Origin of the sequence: Bacillus sp. AFS029637, assembly GCF_002584985.1 — a bacterium.
Lineage (GTDB): Bacteria > Bacillota > Bacilli > Bacillales > Bacillaceae_G > Bacillus_A.
On sequence record NZ_NUPZ01000017.1, the window covers coordinates 138963 to 161972 of the forward strand.

The 23010-nt window shown below is 35.0% G+C and carries 22 protein-coding genes and 3 pseudogenes; 17 read left to right on the plus strand and 8 right to left on the minus strand.

The genetic code is table 11. The features are described from left to right. Positions 1–38: 38 nt before the first annotated feature. On the plus strand, positions 39–1286 hold the full coding sequence (locus tag COE49_RS07820) for a DUF1015 domain-containing protein (RefSeq protein WP_088229644.1): 1248 nt from the start codon (positions 39–41) through the stop codon (positions 1284–1286). 85 nt (positions 1287–1371) lie between these two features. Further along, a complete protein-coding gene (locus tag COE49_RS07825) occupies positions 1372–1749 on the plus strand; it encodes a hotdog family protein (protein ID WP_098252539.1) in 378 nt (125 codons plus the stop codon). Positions 1750–1835: 86 nt separating this feature from the next. On the opposite strand, the gene COE49_RS07830 is transcribed toward COE49_RS07825, so the two are convergent. Both COE49_RS07830 and COE49_RS07835 read right to left on the minus strand, forming a co-directional pair. Next, positions 1836–2246 (minus strand): DUF3224 domain-containing protein, encoded by a 411-nt coding sequence (locus COE49_RS07830; RefSeq protein ID WP_088229642.1) that lies wholly within the window; start codon positions 2244–2246, stop codon positions 1836–1838. A 217-nt stretch (positions 2247–2463) separates the two neighbouring features. Beyond that, entirely contained in the window at positions 2464–3495 is a 1032-nt protein-coding gene (locus COE49_RS07835) for a S66 family peptidase (RefSeq protein WP_098252538.1), read from the minus strand. 357 nt (positions 3496–3852) lie between these two features. Here COE49_RS07835 and COE49_RS07840 point away from each other — a divergent pair, with 357 nt between their 5' ends. The 4 genes from COE49_RS07840 (at position 3853) to COE49_RS07855 (ending at position 7731) form a co-directional block, all read left to right on the plus strand. After that, entirely contained in the window at positions 3853–4692 is an 840-nt protein-coding gene (locus tag COE49_RS07840) for a YitT family protein (protein ID WP_098945812.1), read from the plus strand. Positions 4693–4999: 307 nt separating this feature from the next. Further along, positions 5000–5677 (plus strand): response regulator transcription factor, encoded by a 678-nt coding sequence (locus tag COE49_RS07845; protein ID WP_088229639.1) that lies wholly within the window; start codon positions 5000–5002, stop codon positions 5675–5677. 1 nt (position 5678) lies between these two features. Continuing rightward, positions 5679–7055 (plus strand): sensor histidine kinase, encoded by a 1377-nt coding sequence (locus tag COE49_RS07850; protein ID WP_098840862.1) that lies wholly within the window; start codon positions 5679–5681, stop codon positions 7053–7055. Between the two features lie 205 nt (positions 7056–7260). Further along, entirely contained in the window at positions 7261–7731 is a 471-nt protein-coding gene (locus tag COE49_RS07855) for a DinB family protein (RefSeq protein ID WP_098252536.1), read from the plus strand. Between the two features lie 102 nt (positions 7732–7833). Here COE49_RS07855 and COE49_RS07860 read toward each other — a convergent pair whose 3' ends face one another. Together COE49_RS07860 and COE49_RS07865 are read right to left on the minus strand one after the other, a co-directional pair. Beyond that, a complete protein-coding gene (locus COE49_RS07860; RefSeq protein WP_098945813.1) occupies positions 7834–9093 on the minus strand; it encodes an MFS transporter in 1260 nt (419 codons plus the stop codon). A gap of 69 nt (positions 9094–9162) precedes the next feature. Then, complete coding sequence (locus COE49_RS07865) at positions 9163–9786, minus strand: ArsR/SmtB family transcription factor (protein WP_098945814.1); 624 nt, start codon at positions 9784–9786, stop codon at positions 9163–9165. 184 nt (positions 9787–9970) lie between these two features. Here COE49_RS07865 and COE49_RS07870 point away from each other — a divergent pair, with 184 nt between their 5' ends. Both COE49_RS07870 and COE49_RS07875 read left to right on the plus strand, forming a co-directional pair. After that, on the plus strand, positions 9971–11035 hold the full coding sequence (locus tag COE49_RS07870; RefSeq protein WP_088229634.1) for an ABC transporter permease: 1065 nt from the start codon (positions 9971–9973) through the stop codon (positions 11033–11035). After that, complete coding sequence (locus COE49_RS07875; protein WP_088229633.1) at positions 11035–11712, plus strand: ABC transporter ATP-binding protein; 678 nt, start codon at positions 11035–11037, stop codon at positions 11710–11712. The genes COE49_RS07870 and COE49_RS07875 overlap by 1 nt, the downstream gene beginning before the upstream one ends. Before the next feature lie 67 nt (positions 11713–11779). On the opposite strand, the gene COE49_RS07880 is transcribed toward COE49_RS07875, so the two are convergent. Continuing rightward, positions 11780–12862, minus strand: a complete 1083-nt coding sequence (locus COE49_RS07880; protein WP_141556620.1) for an LPXTG cell wall anchor domain-containing protein — start codon at positions 12860–12862, stop codon at positions 11780–11782. A gap of 144 nt (positions 12863–13006) precedes the next feature. Then, entirely contained in the window at positions 13007–13591 is a 585-nt protein-coding gene (locus tag COE49_RS07885; protein WP_098252533.1) for an AAA family ATPase, read from the minus strand. 214 nt (positions 13592–13805) lie between these two features. Here COE49_RS07885 and COE49_RS07890 point away from each other — a divergent pair, with 214 nt between their 5' ends. The 7 genes and pseudogenes from COE49_RS07890 (at position 13806) to cuyA (ending at position 18816) form a co-directional block, all read left to right on the plus strand. Continuing rightward, the gene (locus COE49_RS07890) at positions 13806–14726 is read left to right on the plus strand and encodes a class I SAM-dependent methyltransferase (protein ID WP_098945815.1); all 921 of its coding nucleotides are present in this window, start codon (positions 13806–13808) and stop codon (positions 14724–14726) included. A gap of 161 nt (positions 14727–14887) precedes the next feature. Then, positions 14888–15313: an ester cyclase gene (locus COE49_RS07895; RefSeq protein WP_098252531.1), complete on the plus strand. Its 426-nt coding sequence runs from the start codon at positions 14888–14890 to the stop codon at positions 15311–15313. A gap of 193 nt (positions 15314–15506) precedes the next feature. Then, positions 15507–15701 (plus strand): annotated as a pseudogene (locus tag COE49_RS07900) (RtcB family protein); the annotation flags it as partial. 53 nt (positions 15702–15754) lie between these two features. After that, positions 15755–16090, plus strand: coding sequence for a hypothetical protein (locus tag COE49_RS07905; RefSeq protein ID WP_098252530.1), 336 nt, complete (start codon positions 15755–15757; stop codon positions 16088–16090). A 59-nt stretch (positions 16091–16149) separates the two neighbouring features. Continuing rightward, a complete protein-coding gene (locus COE49_RS07910; protein WP_088229627.1) occupies positions 16150–17262 on the plus strand; it encodes an aminopeptidase in 1113 nt (370 codons plus the stop codon). A gap of 182 nt (positions 17263–17444) precedes the next feature. Next, positions 17445–17516, plus strand: a pseudogene (locus COE49_RS27210) (DUF4073 domain-containing protein); the annotation flags it as partial. A gap of 304 nt (positions 17517–17820) precedes the next feature. Further along, positions 17821–18816, plus strand: coding sequence for a D-cysteate sulfo-lyase (gene cuyA, locus COE49_RS07920; RefSeq protein ID WP_098252528.1), 996 nt, complete (start codon positions 17821–17823; stop codon positions 18814–18816). A 312-nt stretch (positions 18817–19128) separates the two neighbouring features. On the opposite strand, the gene COE49_RS07930 is transcribed toward cuyA, so the two are convergent. Together COE49_RS07930 and COE49_RS07935 are read right to left on the minus strand one after the other, a co-directional pair. Next, entirely contained in the window at positions 19129–19434 is a 306-nt protein-coding gene (locus COE49_RS07930) for a monooxygenase (RefSeq protein WP_088229624.1), read from the minus strand. 414 nt (positions 19435–19848) lie between these two features. Further along, positions 19849–20697 carry a DUF2935 domain-containing protein gene (locus COE49_RS07935; RefSeq protein WP_088229623.1) on the minus strand — a complete coding sequence of 283 codons (849 nt, stop codon included), beginning with the start codon at positions 20695–20697 and terminating at the stop codon, positions 19849–19851. 182 nt (positions 20698–20879) lie between these two features. Here COE49_RS07935 and COE49_RS27965 point away from each other — a divergent pair. Together COE49_RS27965 and COE49_RS07940 are read left to right on the plus strand one after the other, a co-directional pair. Continuing rightward, a pseudogene (locus tag COE49_RS27965) lies at positions 20880–20945 on the plus strand (MarR family winged helix-turn-helix transcriptional regulator); the annotation flags it as partial. Between the two features lie 326 nt (positions 20946–21271). Further along, positions 21272–22717, plus strand: coding sequence for a L,D-transpeptidase family protein (locus COE49_RS07940; protein ID WP_088229622.1), 1446 nt, complete (start codon positions 21272–21274; stop codon positions 22715–22717). Positions 22718–23010: the final 293 nt, after the last annotated feature.

A 23010-nucleotide genomic window follows, 5' to 3' on the forward strand; every position in this document is an offset into this window, starting at 1 on the left:
ATATACATTTGTCTATATTTTTAGTAGCAGAGAGGAATTTGGCAAAAATCCGACCGTTTCGGGCCATTCGTCCAGTAGAAGGTAAAGCATTGCAAGTTGCAGCTTTACCGTATGACGTATTAAATAGTGAAGAAGCAAGAGAAGTTGTAAAAGGAAATCCGTATTCTTTTTTACACGTTGATAAAGCAGAAATCGACTTAGATCCGGCACTTTCACCATACGATGATCGCGTATATGAAAAAGCGGGTGAAAATTTAAAGCAATTTATACGAGAAGAAGTATTCATTCAAGATGAAGAGCCAGCGCTATACATTTATGAGCTGACGATGCAAGGAAGAACGCAGTCAGGTCTTGTCGTTTGTACATCAATTGACGAGTATGAAGATGACACAATAAAAAAACATGAGAGAACGCGTCATGAAAAAGAACTAGATCGTATTCGCCACGTTGATGTGTGTGACGCAAATACGGGTCCTATCTTTTTAACGTACCGTACTAAAGACGAAGTGAAACGTTTAATTGCAAGTTGGAAAGAAGAACATACACCAATTTATAAATTTACAGCAGAAGACGGCGTTAGGCATGTTGCGTGGAAGATTGCAGACGAAGAAGTAATTACGACTTTAGTAAACGCATTTGAAGACATTCCGAACTTGTACATTGCAGATGGACATCACCGTTCCGCATCAGCTGCAAAAGTTGGACTTATGCGAAGAGAACAATATCCGAATTACACAGGAGAAGAGGAGTTTAACTTCTTCTTATCCGTTTTATTCCCTCACGATGAATTATCCATTTGGGACTATAACCGAGTTGTAAAAGACCTAAATGGCTTATCTGAAGAACAATTTTTAAAGCAAATCGCGCAATACTTTTATGTAGAAGAAGCAAATGTTTCTCCGTATAAACCAAATGAACCAAAATCATTTGGCATGTATATAAATGAGAAATGGTATAAGCTCACAGTGAAAGAGGAAACGTTTGATGCGAACGATCTTGTGAGAGGTTTGGATGTATCTATTCTGCAAGATCATTTATTAAGCCAAGTACTTGAAATACATGATCCGCGCTCTGATTCACGCATTGACTTTGTCGGAGGAATCCGCGGATTAGAAGAACTAGAGCGTCTTGTAAATAGCGGTGAATATAAAGCTGCATTTGCATTATATCCAACGTCAATGGAAGCTTTATTAGCAATCGCAGACGCTGGGGAAGTTATGCCGCCAAAATCAACGTGGTTCGAACCGAAACTGCGTAGCGGGTTGTTTGTTCATTCTTTAAAGTAAATATAGACTTCTTTAGTTTGAAAAACCGAAATGATGTTTAATTTCGGTTTTTCTTTTTTTAAAGTGTGTTTGAGGAGGGGTATCAATGAAATTGCAAGTAGGGGAGAAAATCACCTTTGAGCGAACGTTTACGAAAGAGGATGTTGCGTTATTTACAGAAGTGTCTAAGGATGAAGGCGTTCATCATGTTACACCAGATGAGCAGGGGAGATTTGTTGTACAAGGACTTTTAACATCAACGCTGCCTACAAAAATTGGTGGTGATTATAACGTACTAGCTCGCAAAATGGATTTTGAATTTTTACGTCCTGTTTTTAGCGGTGATACAATTCGTTGTGACGTAACCATTGAACAATTTGAACTAGATGAAAAAAATCGCACGAAAATTATTACGACGTTTACATGTAGAAATCAACTAGAAAAGGAAGTAATGAAGGGGAGTTTTTCGGGGATTATTCTTTAGTTAGTAGGAAAAGTAATGAATAGGTGGATAAACTCGTTAACAAAAAGGACATTCCTAGTATTACAAGGAATGTCCTTTCCACTAAATTATAGGATATTTTGCTGAAATTCAAACTCTAAAATTAGTTTACTGGTTTGACCTGTAAACTGATAATTATAGGACCCTCTCAGACTTTCTAAGTTACCGGTGGCTTTGATAATTGTTCCTGGGGAATCTAAATTTCCTTTATCAAATATTCCTTGCTCTATAGCTGTAAATGTCCCTTGTTGTCCCTTATAAATTCCTTCAAAGTGTAAAAATCCAGAAATTTTAGCAGTAGCCAAGTGACCATCATTTATATTTGAGTCTAAATAATATAATAAGTATTCAACAAAAGCTTTTCCTTTTAATTCACCATCAATATCATATTCAACATGGGCAATATTAATAGGGAAATCTTTTCTAGTATCATCGAGTAGTTTTTCATCCCATTTACTTACTGTAAATGTTACTTCCATACACGTAAATCCCCCTTTATCATTAGATAAGTAATCTCCATATCATTTAAAAAGTCCCAATTCACTGTCATATCTCATAGGAGTGTTTTTATTTATTTGAGTGCCGCTATATCGTTATTAAGCTAACAAAATAAAATGCTCCCTAAAATGAAAGATACGCTATTCTTTCTGTAGGATCAGGACAACATAAAACTTATGGCTCTACTTATTTAAAGTTTCACTCCACGCCACTTTCTAAAATAGAGAAAGATCTATTTTCACAATCAATTTCTGCCATCGCGCCGTAAGTTAAAATAAACTTCGGTTCAGTATGACCAAAATTTAAATTATAAAGAATCGGCAAATCTTCTAAGTTATATTCCTTCATAATTTTCAGTATTTCATGTTTATATTCTTCGTAATATTGTTCGTCTTTTGGTTTACCAAAAATGATTCCCTTTGCTTTTTGCAGAATGCCTTGCGCTGCATAATTTCGCAACCAATATTTTATATAACTTGGTTCTGGATGTTCTTCAGATGTTTCAAAGAAAAGGATACTATTCTCCCAATGTTTTTTCTCAGGCCAAAGTTCCGTTCCTTTTACAAATTCGAGTACTTCTATACATCCACCAATTAAACGCCCTTGTACAGTGGTAGAGCCTTGAAGTAGCTCATATCCATTGTTTTGCTGCATCGTACGCCTTGTATTTTTATTTATTTCTATCCATTCCAAACGCTCACTCGTCCATTCATGAGCTGGTTGAATTTCGCCAATCGTTTCATTGGAAAAGAGCGTTCGATTTACCATCTCAATCGTATATGGATCCATTGCTACATTTTCGGCAAAGTCGGTCAAAATTGCTGGACCGTATAAAGAGGAAAGACCTGCTTTATGACAAAATAAATGTGAAACGGTATCGTCAGAGTACCCCATAAAAATTTTCGGGTTTTCACGTATCACATTAAAATCTATATAAGGAAGCAAACGGATGCTATCGTCTCCACCTATATTCGTAATAATTGCTTTCACGCGCGTATCTTTAAATGCAGTCATTAAATCTTCCGCACGAGCCTCTGGGTTGTTATAAAGGTATTCGCTACCTTTTAAACTATTCGGCATTGGGATAACGGTAAGACCGAAAACTTCTTCTAATCTTTTTACTCCTTGCTCATACCGCCATCGTAGCTTAGCATCACCTGCGCCTCCCCACGAAGCACTTACTGTCGCCACAATATCTCCTGCTTGTAATCTTTTTGGTTTTATTAACATTTTAACTCCGCTCCTACATAATGTAATGGACTACGATTATACAAACTGTATAGTTGAAAAACATTGTATGTGACATTAGTTTCTGCATCATGAACCGATATACCTGCTGAGATTCAAGAACATCGCCTTATTGCTGAATATGGGATAATCTATAATGTTAAGCAAGCATGGCATGTGAAATCAAAACTGTACTTGCAGTACATAATAAATAAAGTTACAGCACTTTTTTATGCCATACCGATTTAGAATGAATTTTAATTAAAATAAAAATAGACTACTGTTCGATTTGAATATTCCACGATATAATAGTGAGAGTTTATGGCAGAATAAATATTTACATAAGAAGTGAGGTACTATATGAAAAAACGAACGACAGACATTATTTTTATTATTATTGGTGCATTCCTTTTTGCATTAGGTGTGAATTTATTTGTTATCCCGAATGAGTTCGGTGAGGGCGGGGTAACAGGTATCACGATCATTACGTACTATTTATTTGAATGGTCACCAGGTTTAGTCAACTTAATTTTAAATGCGATTTTATTAATAGTTGGATACAAATTTTTGAATAAGATCACAACAATTTATACAATCATTGCTGTAGTTACGAACTCGCTGTTCCTTCATTTGACAGAAGGATGGACGATTACTTCGGATGAAATGCTCGTAAATGCCATTTTCGGAGGAATATTTATAGGATGTGGTATTGGGCTAATCATTCGAGTTGGCGGAACAACTGCAGGTACTACCATTTTAGCGAGGATGACGCATAAATATTTAGGTTGGAGCATTAGCTACGGTCTATTGTTCTTCGATTTAATCGTTGCGTTCTCATCTTATTTCATCATTGGTGCAGAAAAACTAATGCTGACAATTATTATGCTTTATGTCGGAACGAAAGTAATGGAATTTGTAATCGAAGGTTTGAATCCGAAGAAGGCCATTACGATTATTTCTGATAACCCGAATAAAATTGCCGGGAAGGTTACTACTTTAATGGGCAGAGGGGTTACAGTGTACTCAGGTCATGGCTATTACACGAAAACGCCGAAGGAAATTCTTTATATTGTTATTAATAAGCAAGAAGTAGTGAAGTTAAAGCGGATCGTTCAAACTACGGATCCGGCTGCTTTCATCGCTATACACGATGTTCGTGATGTGTTTGGTGAAGGATTTGTTGATATTTCTAAGGCTTAATAATAGTTAGAACTTGTTTTTTTGTTAAAATAATCTTAATACTAAAATGTGAGAATCTATTTTGAATAATCTTTTTTCAAAATAGATTCTTTTTAATTATCCCGCTATTTGCCGGGCAGTAAGACTCCACCTCAAAATGCAGCGAAAGCAAAGAAGTTAGGTGAGGGACGGGCTGCCGGTAAAAGTCCAATTGGTTCAACTTTTATAAGAAACAACTGTTTCATACCATATTGTTTTTCTTTTTCTTGCAAAAAAACCAATTGTTTCTTAATGTAAGAATGTAGAAGGACGAACGAGAGAGGGTTTAATGAAGATGATACATATTTTATTAGCTGATGATGATAAGCATATTAGAGAGTTATTACATTACCATTTACAAAAAGAGGGATTTAAAGTTTTTGAAGCGGAAGATGGAAAGATAGCGCAAGGCGTGTTAGAGAAGGAAAATATTCATCTTGCGATAGTGGACATTATGATGCCGTATGTGGATGGCTATACGTTATGTGAAGAAATCAGAAAGTATCATGATATACCGGTTATTTTATTAACTGCAAAAGATCAGTTAGTCGATAAAGAAAAAGGATTCATTTCTGGTACGGACGATTATATTGTAAAACCATTTGAACCAGCTGAAGTGATTTTCCGTATGAAAGCATTATTGCGCCGTTATCAAATGCTGAGTGCTGACATTATTACACTCCACGGAACGACAATTGATCGTAAAGGTGTCGAGGTAAAGTGTAACGGTCAAACAATTTTGCTTCCTTTAAAGGAATTTGAGTTATTATCACAACTTGCTAGTTATCCTGGAAGAACATTTTCAAGAGAAGAATTAATTGAACTAGTATGGGGAATGGATTTTGAAGGGGATGAACGAACAGTTGACGTTCATGTGAAAAGACTGAGAGATCGTTTCTCAAAGCGAACAGATGATTTTCAAATTACAACGGTGCGCGGACTCGGTTATAAGTTGGAGTTGAAATAAGATGAAATCATTATATTCTAGATTTGTTTTTATGACGGTTGGTATTATGCTACTTAGTAGTATAATTGGCTTTTTATTAACAAATGTATATTATCAAGTGAAGTTAAAACCTTATAATAGTGAAAAGATTTTAACGTATGCCGAGGAAGTAAAATCATTATATGAAAAGCAAAGTGAAGAGAATAAAGAGGCATACTTACAGTCTATTGCGAAATTAGGATATGAAATTTATATTGTCGATGACCAAAAGAATGGAAGGCGTATCGGCAATGCGTTTCGTAAGACGACAATAAGTGATGATACTGTTCAGAAAGTATTGCATGGCGAAACGTTTAATGGCGTTTCCACATATCCGACCCGCCTATTTATTACAGGTTTCTTCGATAATGAGTTAATTAATAGCGTCGGTGTACCAGTGCAACATGGTGATAAACAGTACGCTTTATTTATTCGTCCTGACATTCAGAACCAATTTGGCGAGATGCGAATTTTCTTAGCGGTATTACTTGTGTTTATCGTGCTATTAAGTATCATTTTTATAGCAATTGCAGCAGGTTATATCGTTCGCCCCATTCGTACATTTACGAGGGCTACGCAAAAAATTGCAAGTGGTAAATATGATATCGAATTAGACGTAAAACGAAAAGATGAAATTGGTACGTTAGCTACGAGCTTCCAGAAGATGACGAAAAGTATAAAAGAATTGGATGAAATGAGACAAGAATTCGTTTCGAATGTCTCGCATGAATTTCAATCGCCGCTTTCTTCCATACAAGGTTTTTCGAAAACATTGCAAACAGAAAAGATGAGTGAAGAAGAAAGAAATTATTATTTACGAATTATTGAGGGCGAAAGTAAGCGAATGTCTAGTTTATGTAAACAGTTACTTACGCTAGCTTCTTTAGATAAAGAAGAGAAAGTATTGCAGATAAAAGAATTCAATTTACAAAAGCAAATTAAAGACGTCATTTTTATGCTCGAATGGAAATGGCGTGAAAAAGATATAGCTGTTGAGTTTGATGTGCCAGACATTACAATACAAGGTGATGAAAACTTACTTCATCAAGTATGGAGTAATATTTTTATGAATAGTATTAAGTTTTCAAACGATGCTGGGACGATTGAATTTTTCGTGGAAGAATTAGAGTCTAGCGTTATGATCTCTATATCCGATAATGGAATCGGCATGGAAAAGGAAGAAATGGAACGTATTTTTGATCGTTTTTACAAAGTAGATACGGCAAGGGCAAGAAACGTGGAAGGTAGCGGATTAGGATTATCGATCGTACAGAAAATCGTTGAACTGCATCAAGGAACCGTTTCGGTATATAGCAAGAAAGGGGAAGGGACGACTGTTCGGGTTGAGCTTCCGAAATAAATGTAAGGGAAGAGGCTGTTTGGAACGGCCTCTTCTTTTTTGTTCGTTAGTCTACGTGTAAAGTGAAAAAATGTGAGTCATTTTAATTACAGAATCGGGACGAGTTTGTGGAGTGAGATTAGCAGGAAGTTTATTTGAAAATGTAGAATCCCTACAGAGTTATAAGGGTTTGATGAGAACTGTAACTATTTAGGGGGAGATTATTTTGAAACGAGTTGATTTGTTATTAAATGCACTAGATTCAACATTCGATAAAGAGAGTTGGTATGCACCGTTTAAACATGCTATAGAAGGACTTACAGCCGAACAGGCTATGTGGAAGCCATCTGGAGAGGTAACGAACACCATTTGGGAGAACGTTAATCATCTCACATATTACAAAGAGCGGCTTGCTGCAAACTTGGAAGGCCGTGAATGGACAAATAATCTCGATGGTGGTGAAACCTTCTATCTTACCAATCAATCTAATGATGAGAAAGAATGGAAGAAAGTCGTTGAACGTTCTGAAAATGCTCAACGTAATTTAAGACAGGTGTTGAGTGCAATTACTGAAAAAGAGCTTGAGCAAAATTCACTTGAGGGGAAATTACTGGACATCATGCTTCATGATGCTTATCATACGGGCCAAATTATTCAATTAAGGAAAATGCAGGGGGCATGGCCAGCAAATCGTTGATAGAACGTTCTAGTTCGTTCTATTAAAGAGCGTTATTATTGAATAAAACTTACATCCGAGCATAACCCCGTTCTAAATTTAGAACGGGGTTATGCTTGTTTGCTATAAAGCTGCACCTTTCCCACGTTCTTCCTTAAACCGAACCCCAAAAGTATCCGCTGTAATTTCATCAGCTTTCGGCAATGCTCGTAATTTCGGATGAAGTAGCCATACGAGAGAAATGAATAAGATTCCGATGCTTGCGAGCGCGAAAATGAGTTGGCTACTAAATACATTCGCAGTGTATCCGCCAATTAAAGAACCAAACGGCATCGCAATGGTGCCCATACTTCGCATGACAGAGTTGATGCGTCCAATATATTGATTTGGAATTACAATTTGACTAATTGTCGCAAATAATATGTTGGTCGCACCAATTGGTATCCAAGCTAGGCCGAATAAGAAAATAGATAGCCATTGAAACGGTACAATCGTAGAGAAAAACCAAAAGACAGCACCAGCCGCAAAGCTAATAATGGAAACACGGCCAACATGACGTTTACCAACCCACGAACTGAATAGTGCTCCGATTAGACTACCAGCTGATATAGCGGCTAAAAAGAAGCCGTATAATTTCACACCGCCTAAAGAGTCAGCGAAAGAAGGGAGTATTGCCATCGTCATACCGATTGAAAAATTAGCGACAACGGAACCGATTAAGAATACGCCCATTAATGAACGGAAGACGATTGAAAAACCTTCTTTTAAATCAGAGAAATATTGTTTAGTTGAAAGTGATGTGTTTGCTTCGGTTTGTTTCGGTATTTTTAATGAAAAGAACAAAAGGGCAGTAATCGCGAATGTAAAAGAGTCGATTACATATAAAGTAACGGCGCCAAATAGTGCTACTAATATTCCAGAAAGAGTCGTACAAATTAAATCGATGCCTTGATATGCAAATGAGAAGAGTGAATTTCCTTTTAATAGTTGTGTTTTATGCAGTAGAAGTGGTAAAGCTTTCGATTGTGCGGGATAGGCGAATTGTTCGATAAAAGCTACGATGGGCATAACGATGAGTAGTAGGTGGACTGTTAGTAGGTCAAAGTAGTGTGTAATAGGAATGATTAAAATAAGAATGCATTGCAAAACTTGTGTGATGACGAGGGTGTTTTTAATTGACCATCTATCAACGAATGGACCGGTAAGAAATTGAAGTGCAGAAGGTAATAACGTAAGAAAACCAGCTAATCCAGAATAAAAAGGATTGCCACTTAGTTTATATACGAGCCACATCGCCGCTACATAATACAAACTATCTCCTATGTTTGTAAAAATTCTCCCTAAAAATAATAAGAAGAAATTCCTGTTTTTTAATACGTCCACTTTATCTACTCCTTTATAAAAAAATTAATCGGTAAAATAAAATTGACCGTTGTTGTAAAAAAAATCGTATTACGATTTTTCTTCTTTTTTCACAAACCGCTGCATTGCTTTTTCATCGATTTGTAGTGCAGTAGTTGAAATGTAGTAGGATTTACTATTTGGATCTTTTTCCGCGTCTTTTATGATCTCGTCTAATTCATACATTAATTCATAAAATTTTTTCACCCACACTTGAAATTGTTCTGGCGTGGCATCAAACTCCCAGCAGGATGAAACGTAATTCCACTCAGCTGGGTCTTCGCTTATTTTTCGTAATGTAAAAGCTTCTTCCGGTGCAGCGAGAATATGGCTTTTCGTTGTCTCCGTCATTTGTAAAAAGATTTGGCGACTTGATTCACTTAATATTTCTAGATGAGGTAATAACTCTGCGGCAGGGGTAAAGCCTTTCGCGACAGATTGATAAAATTTTTGAACGATGCCATTCTTTTCTTCTGTATAAACAATCTCTATAAAACCATTCTTTTCTAATTCTTTTAAATGATAATGAATTTTCGCCCTTGAAATGCCGAATTTCTCAGATAGTAATTGTCCTGTATAAGGACGTTCACATAGACGCATCATCATTTCGACACGTAGTGGATCGCTTATTGCTTTTAGTTGGCTATAAGTAGTGAGTGTTAACATGGGCTTCAAAATGATCAACTCCTTAAATAAAATTACTCGGTCAATATTATTTGACTGAATTGTATCAAGGATTCTATTTGTTTTCAATACTTTCAGAAAATTTAATCTTTATTTTTTGATCTTCTGTTCATCTTCCGTTCATATTTCTTTTTTATTATAAGTGCATAGAAAGTAAGAGAAAGGAGCGAGCGAAATGTTTTTAGCTCTGCGTGAATTAAAACAATCAAAATTAAGATACGGATTAATCGGACTTATTATGGTGTTATTATCATTTTTAGTCCTTGTGATTTCAGGATTAGCAAATGGATTATCATATGATAATGCTTCATCGATTCAAAATATGGAGGCAAATAAGTTCGTTTTAGCAGATGATGCGGAAAATAAATTACTTCGTTCACAAATTAAGCAAGATGAGGTAGATAACGTAGTAAATCAAGTAGGCGAGAAAGAGGCCGTTCCGTTTCGTGTGAAAAATTCAACTTATGAAAAGAAAGGTAGTTCGAAAAAAGTTGATGTTGCTATTTTCTCAAGTGAACGCGATTCATTTTTAGAACCGAAAATTGTAGAAGGTGAGAAATTAGGTACAGCAAACAATGAAATGGTTGCTGATGAATCAATTAAAGAAAAAGGAGTCGATATTGGAGATACAATTATTGATCCTGTTTCAAAGAAAGAGTTTAAAATCGTTGGATTTACGAAAAATCAAATGTTTAGCCATACACCAGTCGTTTATGTAAATGAAGACGTATGGGGCGATATTTCACAACCAAACCAAAAAGATTATAATGCAATTGCACTTAATACAGATAAAGAAGTAAAAAATGCTCACGTAATTGATAAAAAAGAAGTATTACAAAGTATTCCAGGATTTAAAGAAGAGCAAGGAACATTAACGATGATTATTGCGTTCTTACTTGTTATCGCTGCGTTACTAATCGGTGTATTCTTCTACGTAATTACATTACAAAAAACACAACAATTAGGTGTATTAAAAGCAATCGGTACAAAGAACACTTATTTAGCAAATAGCTTAGTTGTACAGGCGTTATTCTTATCAATCGTTGCGATGATAATCAGTATTGTTCTTGTACAAGGGTTAGAACAAATTTTACCAGCAGGTATGCCGTTCTTATTAACAACACCAATGATCGCACAATATGCAGTAATCTTTATCGTAATTAGTATTTTAGGAACACTTATTTCGTTATATCAAGTATTAAAAGTTGATGCATTAGAAGCAATTGGAGGCGGGATGTAATGACTTCATTATTAAAATTAGACAATGTAAGTAAAGTGTACGGAGAAGGGAATACTGAAGTAACAGCCCTTCATCCGATATCGCTTGATGTGAAAGCTGGAGAATTTATCGGAATCGTCGGTCCTTCTGGATCAGGGAAAAGTACGTTATTATCAATCGCGGGTGCATTACTATCACCGTCAAAAGGGGATATTTACATTCGTGAGCAAAATATTACGAAGTTATCAGAAAAGGAAATGACAGACATTCGTTTGAAGAAAATCGGTTTCATTTTCCAATTCGCAAATCTTGTTCCATATTTAAATGTAAAAGAACAATTACTGTACATTGCAAAGCTTAAAAAAGAAAACAAACAAGAATCTGAAAAGCGCGCGGATCACTTACTAGCAACATTTGGATTAGGAGAAAGAAAAAATCATTATCCAAATCAACTATCTGGTGGAGAAAAACAAAGGGTCGCAATCGCTCGTTCGTTCATGAACAATCCAGATTTAATATTAGCTGATGAACCAACGGCAAGCTTAGACTCAAAACGCGCACGTGAAGTTGTAGAAATGATGAAACGTGAAGTGAAAGAAAGTCAAAAAGCAGCTATTATGATTACACATGATGAAAGAATGCTTGATGTATGTGATCGTATATTGACGCTTAGGGATGGACAGTTAATACAAAATTGAACAATGAAAAAGGACAACAATGCATATAAGCGTTGTTGTCCTTTTTATAAATATATTTATAATGGCGTTATTTCGAGAAGTACGTTTTAATTTTTTTTTGTGTTACTAATAAAAGTCCACCTAGAATAGATAACATTCCTAAAGCCATATGACTCGATTGCTCGCTACCAGCGTTAGGAAGTTCTCTAGCATTGTTTTTTGCTGGAACAGTAGTATTGTTATTATCCGCTGTCGTTGGTTTAGGTTGTGATACTTCGTTAATTTTGTTATCTACATTTTGCTGCGTTGTATGTAACTCAGCTAAATTGTCATCAATTTTTTTCTCAGTATGTTTAAAATCGTTTATTTTAATGTCTAAGTCTAGCTTTTTCTGTGTTAAATCATCTGAAACAGTTTGTTTAGATTGCTTAATTTCATTTAATTTATTTTCTAAGTCTTGTCTCGCTTTTTGTAACTCAGCTAGTTTATTTTGTACATCTTGTTTAGCTAGTTCTAAGTTAGCGGAAAGACTATCTAAATTACCTTTAATTTTCTTCAGTTCTTCTAACGTGTTACCAGTATTCGGCTTATTTTCTTTTAACTCAGCAAGTTTATCCTCAGCAGTTTGTTTCGCCTTCTTTAACTCAGCTAATGTTTCATCCGCACGTTTTTTAACTTCCTTCAGTTCAGTAACCTTCTGATCGATGTTCTCTTTATGTTGCTTCATTTCATTCACTTTTTCATCGACAGTTTGTTTATGTTCTTTAATCTCATTAACCTTTGTATCGATAGCTTGTTTATGCTCTTTAACTTCAGCAATTTTCTCATCGGCGATTTGTTTGTCTTGCTGAAGTTTTGCATCTAACTCTTGTTTATGTTGTTTAATTTCGTTGATTTTTTCATCAGCAACTTGTTTATGTTCATGTAGTTCATTCGCTTTTTCATCGATAGTTTGCTTAACTTGGTTAAGTTCTTGTAACGTTTGATCCACATTTTCTTTGTGCTGCTGCAATTTCGCATCTACCTCTTGTTTATGTTGCTTAATTTCAGCTAATCGATCTTCTGCGCTTTGCTGAGGAGTAGCCTCATTTACTTCCGCATGAGCCGAGTTTGCGCCAGCAATCATTGCTAAAGCTAGTGTAGACGCAGCGATTGTTTGTTTTGTTTTCATATTTTGTACCTCTTTCCTATGGATGAATTCCATTGTGTAAAATTGAGCATATAAAAGCAGATTATTATATCATTATATACTATGTTCGGCTCCTAGAGGAATTATTTGCATAATAATCTATGATTATGTAATGTTTAAAATCTATTATTTAGGTAGGGGGATGGGCAATTCTTCAGCAAGATGAACAATTTCTTCTATAGTAGAATTTACATCCTTACTGTCGTGAATAACAAACAAATAATCAGCCTCGTTTTTTATAGGATCTACGACATCTTCATGTAGTGATTCAGCCTGTTGTCGATTGAGTACTTTTTTGAAGCTAGAGTAATCACCTCTAAAAATATTGGTGCTTCGCTTACTACGAGCCACTCTTTCATAAAGTACATTATCTGGGATGTCAAAATGAACGAGTATGCGTACATATTCGTTTTGTGGAAATAATTCGTTTAGTAAATATAATCTTCCGTTTTTACTGCGGTTAGAGTTACAAATAATAAGGTGTAAATTTGTATATTCTTTTGCATAATCAACAATGAATTTTGAAAGTCCGTGTTTAAATGTATTAGGACCTTTAGCCGGCTGTAATTTTTCATAATGCGTGTTAATAAATTCGGCTTGGTTGTCTTGATCCATAACGAAAGAGTGGGGTAACTCTTTTTCAAGTTCTCTAGCAAATGTAGTTTTTCCACTGTGAGTTTTTCCTACTGTAATAATGACGAATCGTTTCATATTGTCCTCCATATATATCGTTGTAATCTGGAATATTCTGCGTAAATCGACAATTTTCCTGCCAGAGAACATACAAAGCACCGGAGAGATAACGAGCTGAAAACTTGACAAAAAAACTTATTTATGCTATAATTTACCAATATAAAAATAACGTGTATAATAGGGTTCTCCTGGCCAGGGGAACCCTATTTTTGTTGTTAAAATGAAGGAGTGTATGTGCGTGAAAAAAGGTGAAGCAAGTATAACGTCGCTAGTATCAGCTTTTGGAAGGGCGTATCATAGTGAGTTTGATAGTTCTAAAATTTTTGATGATTATATCGCCAAAGAGTTCATTTCACAAAAAGAACGTCATGATATTGAAACGAACATGGTTCAAGGGATACATTTTTTCAATAAAGACATTGCACAGCAGTTTCAAGACAATCCGAAAGAAATATTAAAATGGATTACACAAGTGCAGTTATCACCAACACCGTTAGCACGTGCAGCATATTGTGAAAGAGTATTACTACATGAAATGACATTAGGCGCAAAACAATACGTCATACTTGGTGCAGGCTTAGATACGTTCAGTTTTAGACACCGAGAGTTAAAGAATAAAATAGAAATATTTGAAGTGGATCATCCTTCTACACAACGGTTTAAGAAGGAGAGAATAAAAGAAGCAGAACTTGAAGTTCCAAATCACCTTCATTTTGTTTCGATGGATTTTACGAAAGGAATTTCCTATGAACAGTTACGGAATGAAGGATTTGAACATAAAAAAACGTTCTTTAGTCTGTTAGGTGTTTCGTACTATTTAACGAAAGAGGAACTTGCTAGTTTAATAGAATGTTTATTCGAGATGGTTCCAGAGGGGAGTTCTATCGTTTTCGATTATCCCGATGAAAACTTATTTACGGAAAAAGGATTGTCCAATCGAGTTGAAAACATGGTGAAAATGGCTGCAGTAGGCGGAGAACCGATGAAGTCATGTTATTCTTATCGCGAAATGGAAGCACTGTTAGAGAAGTCGGGTTTACTCATTTATGAGCACTTATCGCCAGAGGACATAAATACAGTATATTTTGAAGGACGAAATGATTATTTGAAAGCTTTTGAGACGGTGCAGTATGTGCATGCGGTGAAGAAGTAGATAATTAGTATTGTGAATTTTCAGGAGGAACAATTGGGATATCTTAAGAAAGAAGAGATTTTGTCTTTTTATTGTATACACGAATCAGTTTACTTTAATAGGTAGATTAAAATAAACTATGATATGATTAGCATGGGATTTCTTAATAAGGGGGTTTTTAAATGACGCCAGAACAAATTGTTAGAAAATTTTTTGAAGAAGTACGTTCAGGGAACAATCCGGACTATTCAAATCAATTCATGGCAGAAAAAGTATTGGCACATCAAATTGTATCTGAAGAAGAACAAACAGTTTGCAGAACACCTGAAGATTATGCTGAACATGTAAGAGAAATGATTGAAGTATATGGTAATTTTTCTTTAGAAATTCAAGAATTTTTAGTACAAGAAAGTAAAGTATATGTACGTTGGAAACAAGTAGGTATGCATGTAGGAGAAATCGATGGGTATCAGCCTACAGGACTTCCAATTATTCAAATAGCAAGTGCAGTGTATAGAGTAGAAGATGGGAAAATTGCAGAGTATTGGATTCAAATTGATAGGTCAGGAATTCAAAACCAATTAGAGCGCAATAAAAATAATCAATAGTTAACTTTTAAAGCTATAAGTAGGCATGGGGAGAAATCTCTGTGTCTCTTTTTTTAGGGAAAACAAGGAGATTAAATGTAGTGATGGAAAATATAATTATAAATATATTGCTACATATATATGTGAATACTGCTTTGAGGAAGTTGAAGGAAAGGAGAAATAGAAGATGTTGAAATTACAAGGAAAATACAATGAAGCGAAAGAAGTACTTAACTTAGAGGATTTCCAAAATACAATGACAGAAGTTTGGACTACATCTGTTGCAGAAAGCACGTTAGATGAAACCCTAATGGTATATAAGCCAATGGATGAAATTGTTGAGAATACAAAGGACACAATCGATATCAAGCATGTTATTAAGCCGATTTATAATTTTAAAGCGAACTAAAAAGGGAGTAACGTTTATACATCAGTATGTTGCTATTGGAAGGAAGATAGATTATGAAAAATAATGTATATGTTTATATAGGAGTTTTAGCGGCTATAAGCATTTTTATCCTTTCGATCGTTTTCCTTTATTTCAATCCTTACAGCAATCAAATGCTTGATAGGGAAGTATATATCACTGTATTTTTCATTTTGTTACTTCCTTCTTTTTTAGCAGTAATTGCAGTGCTTGTTAGGAAACCTATTTTGATGATATTTAGCGGATTTTGGTTATTACCTGGGACTCTGTACCTTAGTGTAGCTGCAATACCTACGTTATGGAATTTATACATTATATTTTTAATGATTTATTTTATATCTGTCATTCGGATGAAAAAGAGAAATGCTTGAAGAGTATTTCTCTTTTTTTATTAAGTTTTTGAAACGGGAATGGAAGGGTGAGGAGCGTAATGAAGCGAGGGTTATCTAAATTAGCAGATGTGCTAGTTAATCATTCCACTAAAGTGAAACCTGGTGACCAAGTATTAATTCAAAGTGTTACTGAAATAGATCCTATAGTAGTTCGTGAAATTATCAAGTCAGTGGAAAAAGTAGGAGGATATGCACATGTATCAATGCGTGACGTTTCTGTTACGAGGCAATTGATTTTGTCTGGATCTGAAGAACAATTTAAGTTATTTGCAGATTGGGAGTGTTATCGTTTAAGTAAGATGCAAGTATATATTAATCTCCGTAGTCCTAGAAATGCATACGAATTAGCGGATGTACCAGCAGAGAAAATGAAATTGTATCAAAAGGTATTTGGGAAGGCACATAGTGAAGCAGTGTATAAAACGAGATGGGTGACAACTCGAATTCCGAATGCTGCTTCAGCGCAAGAAGCGAATATGAGCACGGAGGCCTATGAGAAGTTTTATTACGATGTTTGTACGTTAGATTATAATAAAATGTCCAAAGCAATGGATCCGTTAAAAGAATTAATGGAAAAGACAAAGCAAGTGAAAATCATTGGGAATGGTACGGATTTGAATTTTTCCATTGAAGGAATTGGCGTTTTAAAGGGAGATGGTACAGATAATATACCTGATGGTGAAATATATACAGCGCCTGTTAAAAATTCAGTGAATGGGATAGTAACATTCAATACAGTATCTGTTCAACAAGGTTATGCGTTTCAAAATATAAAGTTACGTATTAAGCATGGAAAAATAATAGAGGCATATTCAAATGATACAGAGCGAATGAATCAAATTCTTGATATAGATGAGGGAGCAAGATATATTGGAGAGTTTGCACTGGCTTTTAACCCTTACATACTACATCCGATGAATAATACGTTATTTGATGAAAAAATAAATGGTAGTTTTCACCTAGCGATTGGAGATTCGTTGCAAGGTGCAGACAACGGGAATACATCAGCGATACATTGGGACTTAGTACATATTCAAAGGCCAGAGTATGGCGGGGGTGAAGTTTGGTTTGATGATGTACTGATCAGAAAAGATGGGGAGTTTGTTTTACCAGTGTTACTAGGATTAAATGAAGAGAACTTAAAAAAGTAGCGTATTTTGTTGTGGTTATGTAACGGAAACTAAAAGATTTATCATCTAAATTTACATTTATGCAATGTTAAAGTCTAGAAAGCTAGATTGGCGCGAATGGCTAATTGTGGATTGCAAAAAAAAAAGAAAAAATCTCTTAAAAAACACTTAATTTTTTATTCCATCAATCTTTACAATCCCTCCTTCGCCATAAAGGAGAAATGAATTTACAGCCGGGATTAACACAGCTACTTCGTTTTTCGATAAATAAGTAGATTGGAAGAGGGTCTACTTTTTAATGAGTGGGCTCTTTTTATTTTGTCATTTTTTGTCGGTAAGTCGATATTCCGTGTCGAATCGCTGATATATTTCAAGTTATGAACGATATATTTGAAAAATCGCTGATATATTTCAAGTTATGAACGATATATTTGAAAAATCGTCGATATAAATTTCATATACCGTACTGAAATTGAAATTCAATACATTTTCAATTCAGAAAGATGACGTCATCATTTTTCCGTGTAATAATAGTATCGTTACATATATTGTGAAAGAAGTACAAAAGGAGCGTCATTGATGAATTTATCTAAATTCCCAAGAAAAAAATATACAGAGTCATATACACCAATTGAAAAGTTAAACAACTTTTCTGAAGCACTTGGTGGCCCAACTATTTATTTTAAACGAGATGATTTACTTGGTTTAACAGCTGGTGGTAATAAGACGAGAAAGTTAGAGTTTCTAGTTGCGGACGCACAGGAAAAAGGTGCAGATACGTTAATTACAGCTGGTGGTATTCAGTCTAACCATTGCCGTTTAACTCTTGCAGCTGCGGTAAAAGAAAAAATGAAATGTATCCTTGTATTAGAGGAAGGTCTTGAGCCAGAAGAGAAGCGAGACTTTAACGGTAACTATTTCTTATATCACTTATTAGGTGCTGAAAACGTAATTGTTGTACCGAACGGAGCAGATCTGATGGAAGAGATGCAAAAAGTAGCGAACGAAGTGAGTGAAAAGGGTAATACACCATATGTAATACCAGTTGGTGGATCGAATCCTACTGGCGCAATGGGATACGTTGCTTGTGCGCAAGAAATTATGGCGCAATCATTTGAACAAGGAATTGATTTCAGTTCAGTCGTTTGCGTAAGCGGTAGCGCTGGTATGCACGCTGGTTTAATCACTGGTTTTTCCGGAACGCAAAGCCAGATTCCTGTAATCGGAATTAACGTAAGTAGAGGAAAAGCGGAGCAAGAAGAGAAAGTAGCAAAACTTGTAAACGAAACTTCCGCTCACGTTGGCATTCCGAACTTTATTTCACGTGACGCTGTTACATGTTTTGATGAATATGTAGGACCTGGTTACGCGTTACCAACAGCAGAAATGGTAGAAGCAGTTCAGTTACTTGCGAAAACAGAAGGTATTTTACTCGATCCAGTGTATACAGGTAAAGCAGTAGCGGGACTAATCGACTTAATTAAAAAAGGTAAATTTAATAAAGAGGACAACATTTTATTCGTACATTCAGGTGGTTCACCAGCTTTATATGCGAATACGTCTTTATTTGCGTAAGTAAAAAAGCATTGGGTATCCAATGCTTTTTTGTTATATACCGGAATTATTAGAAGGTGAGAGGGGGGATTGTATGAGTTCAAATTTAAAATGGATCGTATATACGGTACTTAGCATTTCTATTCTATTAATTTTATTTGTAGCTTATGGGGTGTATTTGTATTTCACATCTTAAAAGCATAATGGAAGTGAACCATTATATATATTAAAGGCTGAGAACACTCCTTTATGTACACCTCCACGTGAATTGGAACTGCTAATCTTGTCCTGATACCTTTACTTTCTGTTCATTCTAGTTTTGCGTATCCCTTATTATTTCACATAACCATGATTAAGTTTAGTTAGCTCTTCATTGATGTTAAAAATTCTTACTCTAATATCTTTAACACCAGATGCTTGAAGTCTGTTCTTGTGCATTTCCCCATATTTTTCAGCATCTTGTTTTTCTTCAAATACATAGATGCCTCCAGCTTCTTTTGTTTCTTGATTTTCTGTCCATATTTTCCAATGGAACCCTTCTTCTTCGTTAATACTTTTTGCTAAATCCCAAAATGCTTTTTCCATTTCTTCACCAAAAGGACCTTCGAACGGAAAATCAACTTGTAATAGATATGCCATTTTCACTCACTCCTATTTTCAATGTAAAGTTCACTGGAAATTTCTTTGATTTGATAGCTACTTGATAAAGGTTTCCTTTGTATAAAAAATTGCATCCCATTTGTTGGCTGATTATGATTTTTTGATTCGAATGATGGTAATGTCTCAGTTAATCGTACTGCTATTATTATTCTGCACTAAAAAGTAAGAAAGCTAACAAACCAATGCCAATTCACATTTAGTATATCAGTTAAGAGACCAGCAAGTAACGCTCCAAATGCTAAGTTACACACATTATATTATCTTAATTAGCCACTAAAATACGTAAGATTAATTCCATTACTCAGAAATTCTGAAAGTCATAAGGAAAAGAAGCTAACAATAAATTGTTAACTTCTCAGCGTGAGGAAAAATAGTATCTTTCCTTATTTTCTACTATCTAGGTTGTGATTTAATATTTGTAAGATGAGCATCGAACATATCAATTATTTCAAGAAATCTATCAGCTTCACGGAAAACATGGTCTGCTAATAATGGATGAATGATACTCTTTATTTTGCATTGCTCAATTAAATCACGTGCCGTTTTCTTAAAATCCCGAAGAGATGTAACTGACACACGATTTTGATCTAAAAATTGATCTAAAAGAGGAACAGTTTGAGATTGTGGTTTCATAGATTCTAAATCAATTGCTTGATACATCAATTCATCAAAATCATTGCTAAAATTCCGGGCTGTATCTACAAGCTTTCTTTCCGATGGATCAAGAAGATGACCAATAAATTTAGCATGGTCTGCCATAATCCTTAAAAAGAAAACATTTTCTTTAATAATAGCATCAGGAAGAGCATCTAATTTACCTTCATTTAATTCAATTAAACGTCTTCTAAAATAATCAGCTTCCCTACTTGTATGGTCAACTAACAGTGGAAAATTATTTTGTCCTGGCAATTTACATGTGAGAATTAATCCTAGAATTTTTCGTTTAAATCCCCAAATATTAGTTGCAGCTTGTTGTACTTCTGAATTAAATCTTTTTATTTGCCCAGGATCTGTTTCATTTGTATAGGAATACGCTATTTGTTCGATATGTTCAAACAATCGATAAAATTGATTAGCCTCTTCGATTAATTGGGTATCCTCGCATCTAAACCCCAATCGAAGAAAAAAAGAATGCTCCTTCATGATTCTAGACCAAAAACGAATTTCATTTAATGATCGTTCAACAAACATTACAGATGTAACACCCGTATCAGGATGTAATGAGGTTTCATTTCTATTCATTCTTAATCCCCCCAGTAAATACTAATCTAGTTCTATTCTTATGAGTAAATATATATATAAATACCATCAATAAAAATTCATTATTGATAGCCAAAAAAGCTCACTCCGTATCTATCTTTATATGAATGTATGGGATTGATTTTGACTTAGAAAAATAATAGGTAAATAATTTGACACTTAAAATGACCAATTATTTTACCAAGAGATTAATGCCTTATGGAGTTACCCCAGAGCAGAGGGGGATTATTATTCTTTAACGTCTTAGCGTTTCTCGCTATATTGACAACAAGTATTGTTGTTGGAACCGTTTTTGGAGCAACTTGTTCAGTTAGATTGATAGGCATAGAGTGAGAACACTTGTTATAATAATTTATTACTTGTAAGGGACTATTCAGTGTGAATTGAAAAAAATATCTACCATTTTTCTCTGTCGTTCTATTAAAAAGTCTAAATTTATCAATTTAATGCGATAAAATCTAGTAAAAAATAATGAAATTTCAGGGAAAATCAGGTACACTAGTCAATGGTTTTGGTTTAAAATCGATTGACGTTAATGTATACGGGGGAAAGATTGATGAACAACAATCAAGTAAATGAATCAGTTGAAGAAGTGGGTAAGAAACGGGTAAGATCAAGAAAACGTTTTACAAATTGGAAGCTAATCGCAGCGGGTGTTGGTATAATTGCACTTCTCATTGGGGGAATGAGTTATTATCAGGCAACGCATTTCAATTCAAATGTTACGATTAACGACACAAAAGTCGGTGGTCTGAGTGCTGATCAGGCAATGCAGAAATTAAAAACTTCTGGACTAGCAAATAAAGTCTATGTCGATCAACAGCAAATTTTAGATGAAAAAGATACAAAAACGGAACTTACGGAAAAAGATTTGCCGCAAGTTGAGAAACTATTAAAAAGTCAGTGGACATTTTTCCCTTCTGCAAAGGAAAAAAATTATTCATTGCTACCAGAAGAGGTAGATCAGTATCGTAGTAAAACGATGAAAAAACTTGTAGAAGAAAAGCTCATCTCTATGAATGAAAAATTAAAAGCGCCTCAAGATGCTATGGCGAAGCTTGAACAAGGAAAAATTGTTATCTCCAAAAGTGTTGAAGGAAAACAGTATGACGTTGCGAGTCTACTAAAAGATTACGATAAGCAGAAGCATAAAAGCGAGATTCATTTGAAGTCTACATACATACAACCTATTAAAGAAGACGATCCGATTATCAAAAAAGAAGAGAAAGCACTACAGAATCTTCTTGGGCAGTCCGTTGAATATAAAGTGCAGAATGAAGTGTATCCTTTAAAAGCAAAAGATTTAATTCAAAATGCATCTATGTCAAAGGATATGAAAGTGACAATCGATGAGAGCGACATTAAGAAAAAGATTGCTGAAATTAATAATGCTAAATCTACATTAAATAAAGACTTCGCTTTTAAAACACATTCTGGTTCGGTCATATCAGTAAAAGGACAAGGATACGGCTGGGCATTAGATGTTGAAAAAGAGACAAAACAAGTTGGGCAAGCCTTTGAGAAAGGCGAAAAATCGCTTTCTGCTTCTAATATTCACGGGAATGGCTGGGATAAAGAAGGTATCGGTTATGAAACAACATCGAATAATGGCATCGGAGACACGTATGCGGAAGTTTCAATTGCAGAGCAACAAATTTGGATTTACAAAGATGGAAAATTAGCAGTCACAACAAATGTAGTAACTGGTAAACATAGCACGGGTGAAGATACATCACCAGGTGTGTGGTACGTCCTATACAAACGAACACCATACACGCTGAAAGGCAGCGCAGTAGGTAAAGCTGATTATGCAGTTAAAGTAGATTACTGGGTTCCATTCACAAATAGCGGTCAAGGATTCCATGATGCCGGCTGGCGAAAAGACTGGGCAAATAATGCCTATTTAACAGGCGGATCAGGCGGGTGTGTGAACCTTCTTCCTAATGTTGCAAAAACTGTTTATGATAGTTTGAGCACGTATGATCCAGTTATCGTGTACTAGAAAATAGCTACGTATCAATAACTTAAACGAATAAACAAAGCAGGAAATCTTACCTGATGGTACATGAAAAAACACCTCTTGCATTCGCATACTAAGTGCAAATGCAATAGAGGTGTTTTTGTTTGAAGACAACAGTTTATTGCTTATAAGAAACAAAGTGGCAAGAGATTGAGATAAAAAAATAAGTGTTCAAATAGTCAATAATAATCGATAATGAATATCGCATATTTTAAAAAACTCCTAACAAAATTTGTTAGGAGTTTTTTCATGTTTCTACTCTACTATTTTAAAAG

What these genes read in the sequence shown, in the direction of transcription:
- COE49_RS07825 (WP_098252539.1), top strand. Translation starts at nt 1,372, where the DNA reads ATGAAATTGCAAGTAGGGGAGAAAATCACCTTTGAGCGAACGTTTACG.
- COE49_RS07830 (WP_088229642.1), bottom strand. Translation starts at nt 2,246, where the DNA reads ATGGAAGTAACATTTACAGTAAGTAAATGGGATGAAAAACTACTCGAT.
- COE49_RS07835 (WP_098252538.1), bottom strand. Translation starts at nt 3,495, where the DNA reads ATGTTAATAAAACCAAAAAGATTACAAGCAGGAGATATTGTGGCGACA.
- COE49_RS07840 (WP_098945812.1), top strand. Translation starts at nt 3,853, where the DNA reads ATGAAAAAACGAACGACAGACATTATTTTTATTATTATTGGTGCATTC.
- COE49_RS07845 (WP_088229639.1), top strand. Translation starts at nt 5,000, where the DNA reads ATGAAGATGATACATATTTTATTAGCTGATGATGATAAGCATATTAGA.
- COE49_RS07850 (WP_098840862.1), top strand. Translation starts at nt 5,679, where the DNA reads ATGAAATCATTATATTCTAGATTTGTTTTTATGACGGTTGGTATTATG.
- COE49_RS07870 (WP_088229634.1), top strand. Translation starts at nt 9,971, where the DNA reads ATGTTTTTAGCTCTGCGTGAATTAAAACAATCAAAATTAAGATACGGA.
- COE49_RS07875 (WP_088229633.1), top strand. Translation starts at nt 11,035, where the DNA reads ATGACTTCATTATTAAAATTAGACAATGTAAGTAAAGTGTACGGAGAA.
- COE49_RS07880 (WP_141556620.1), bottom strand. Translation starts at nt 12,862, where the DNA reads ATGAAAACAAAACAAACAATCGCTGCGTCTACACTAGCTTTAGCAATG.
- COE49_RS07885 (WP_098252533.1), bottom strand. Translation starts at nt 13,591, where the DNA reads ATGAAACGATTCGTCATTATTACAGTAGGAAAAACTCACAGTGGAAAA.
- COE49_RS07890 (WP_098945815.1), top strand. Translation starts at nt 13,806, where the DNA reads ATGTGCGTGAAAAAAGGTGAAGCAAGTATAACGTCGCTAGTATCAGCT.
- COE49_RS07895 (WP_098252531.1), top strand. Translation starts at nt 14,888, where the DNA reads ATGACGCCAGAACAAATTGTTAGAAAATTTTTTGAAGAAGTACGTTCA.
- COE49_RS07905 (WP_098252530.1), top strand. Translation starts at nt 15,755, where the DNA reads ATGAAAAATAATGTATATGTTTATATAGGAGTTTTAGCGGCTATAAGC.
- COE49_RS07910 (WP_088229627.1), top strand. Translation starts at nt 16,150, where the DNA reads ATGAAGCGAGGGTTATCTAAATTAGCAGATGTGCTAGTTAATCATTCC.
- cuyA (WP_098252528.1), top strand. Translation starts at nt 17,821, where the DNA reads ATGAATTTATCTAAATTCCCAAGAAAAAAATATACAGAGTCATATACA.
- COE49_RS07930 (WP_088229624.1), bottom strand. Translation starts at nt 19,434, where the DNA reads ATGGCATATCTATTACAAGTTGATTTTCCGTTCGAAGGTCCTTTTGGT.
- COE49_RS07935 (WP_088229623.1), bottom strand. Translation starts at nt 20,697, where the DNA reads ATGAATAGAAATGAAACCTCATTACATCCTGATACGGGTGTTACATCT.
- COE49_RS07940 (WP_088229622.1), top strand. Translation starts at nt 21,272, where the DNA reads ATGAACAACAATCAAGTAAATGAATCAGTTGAAGAAGTGGGTAAGAAA.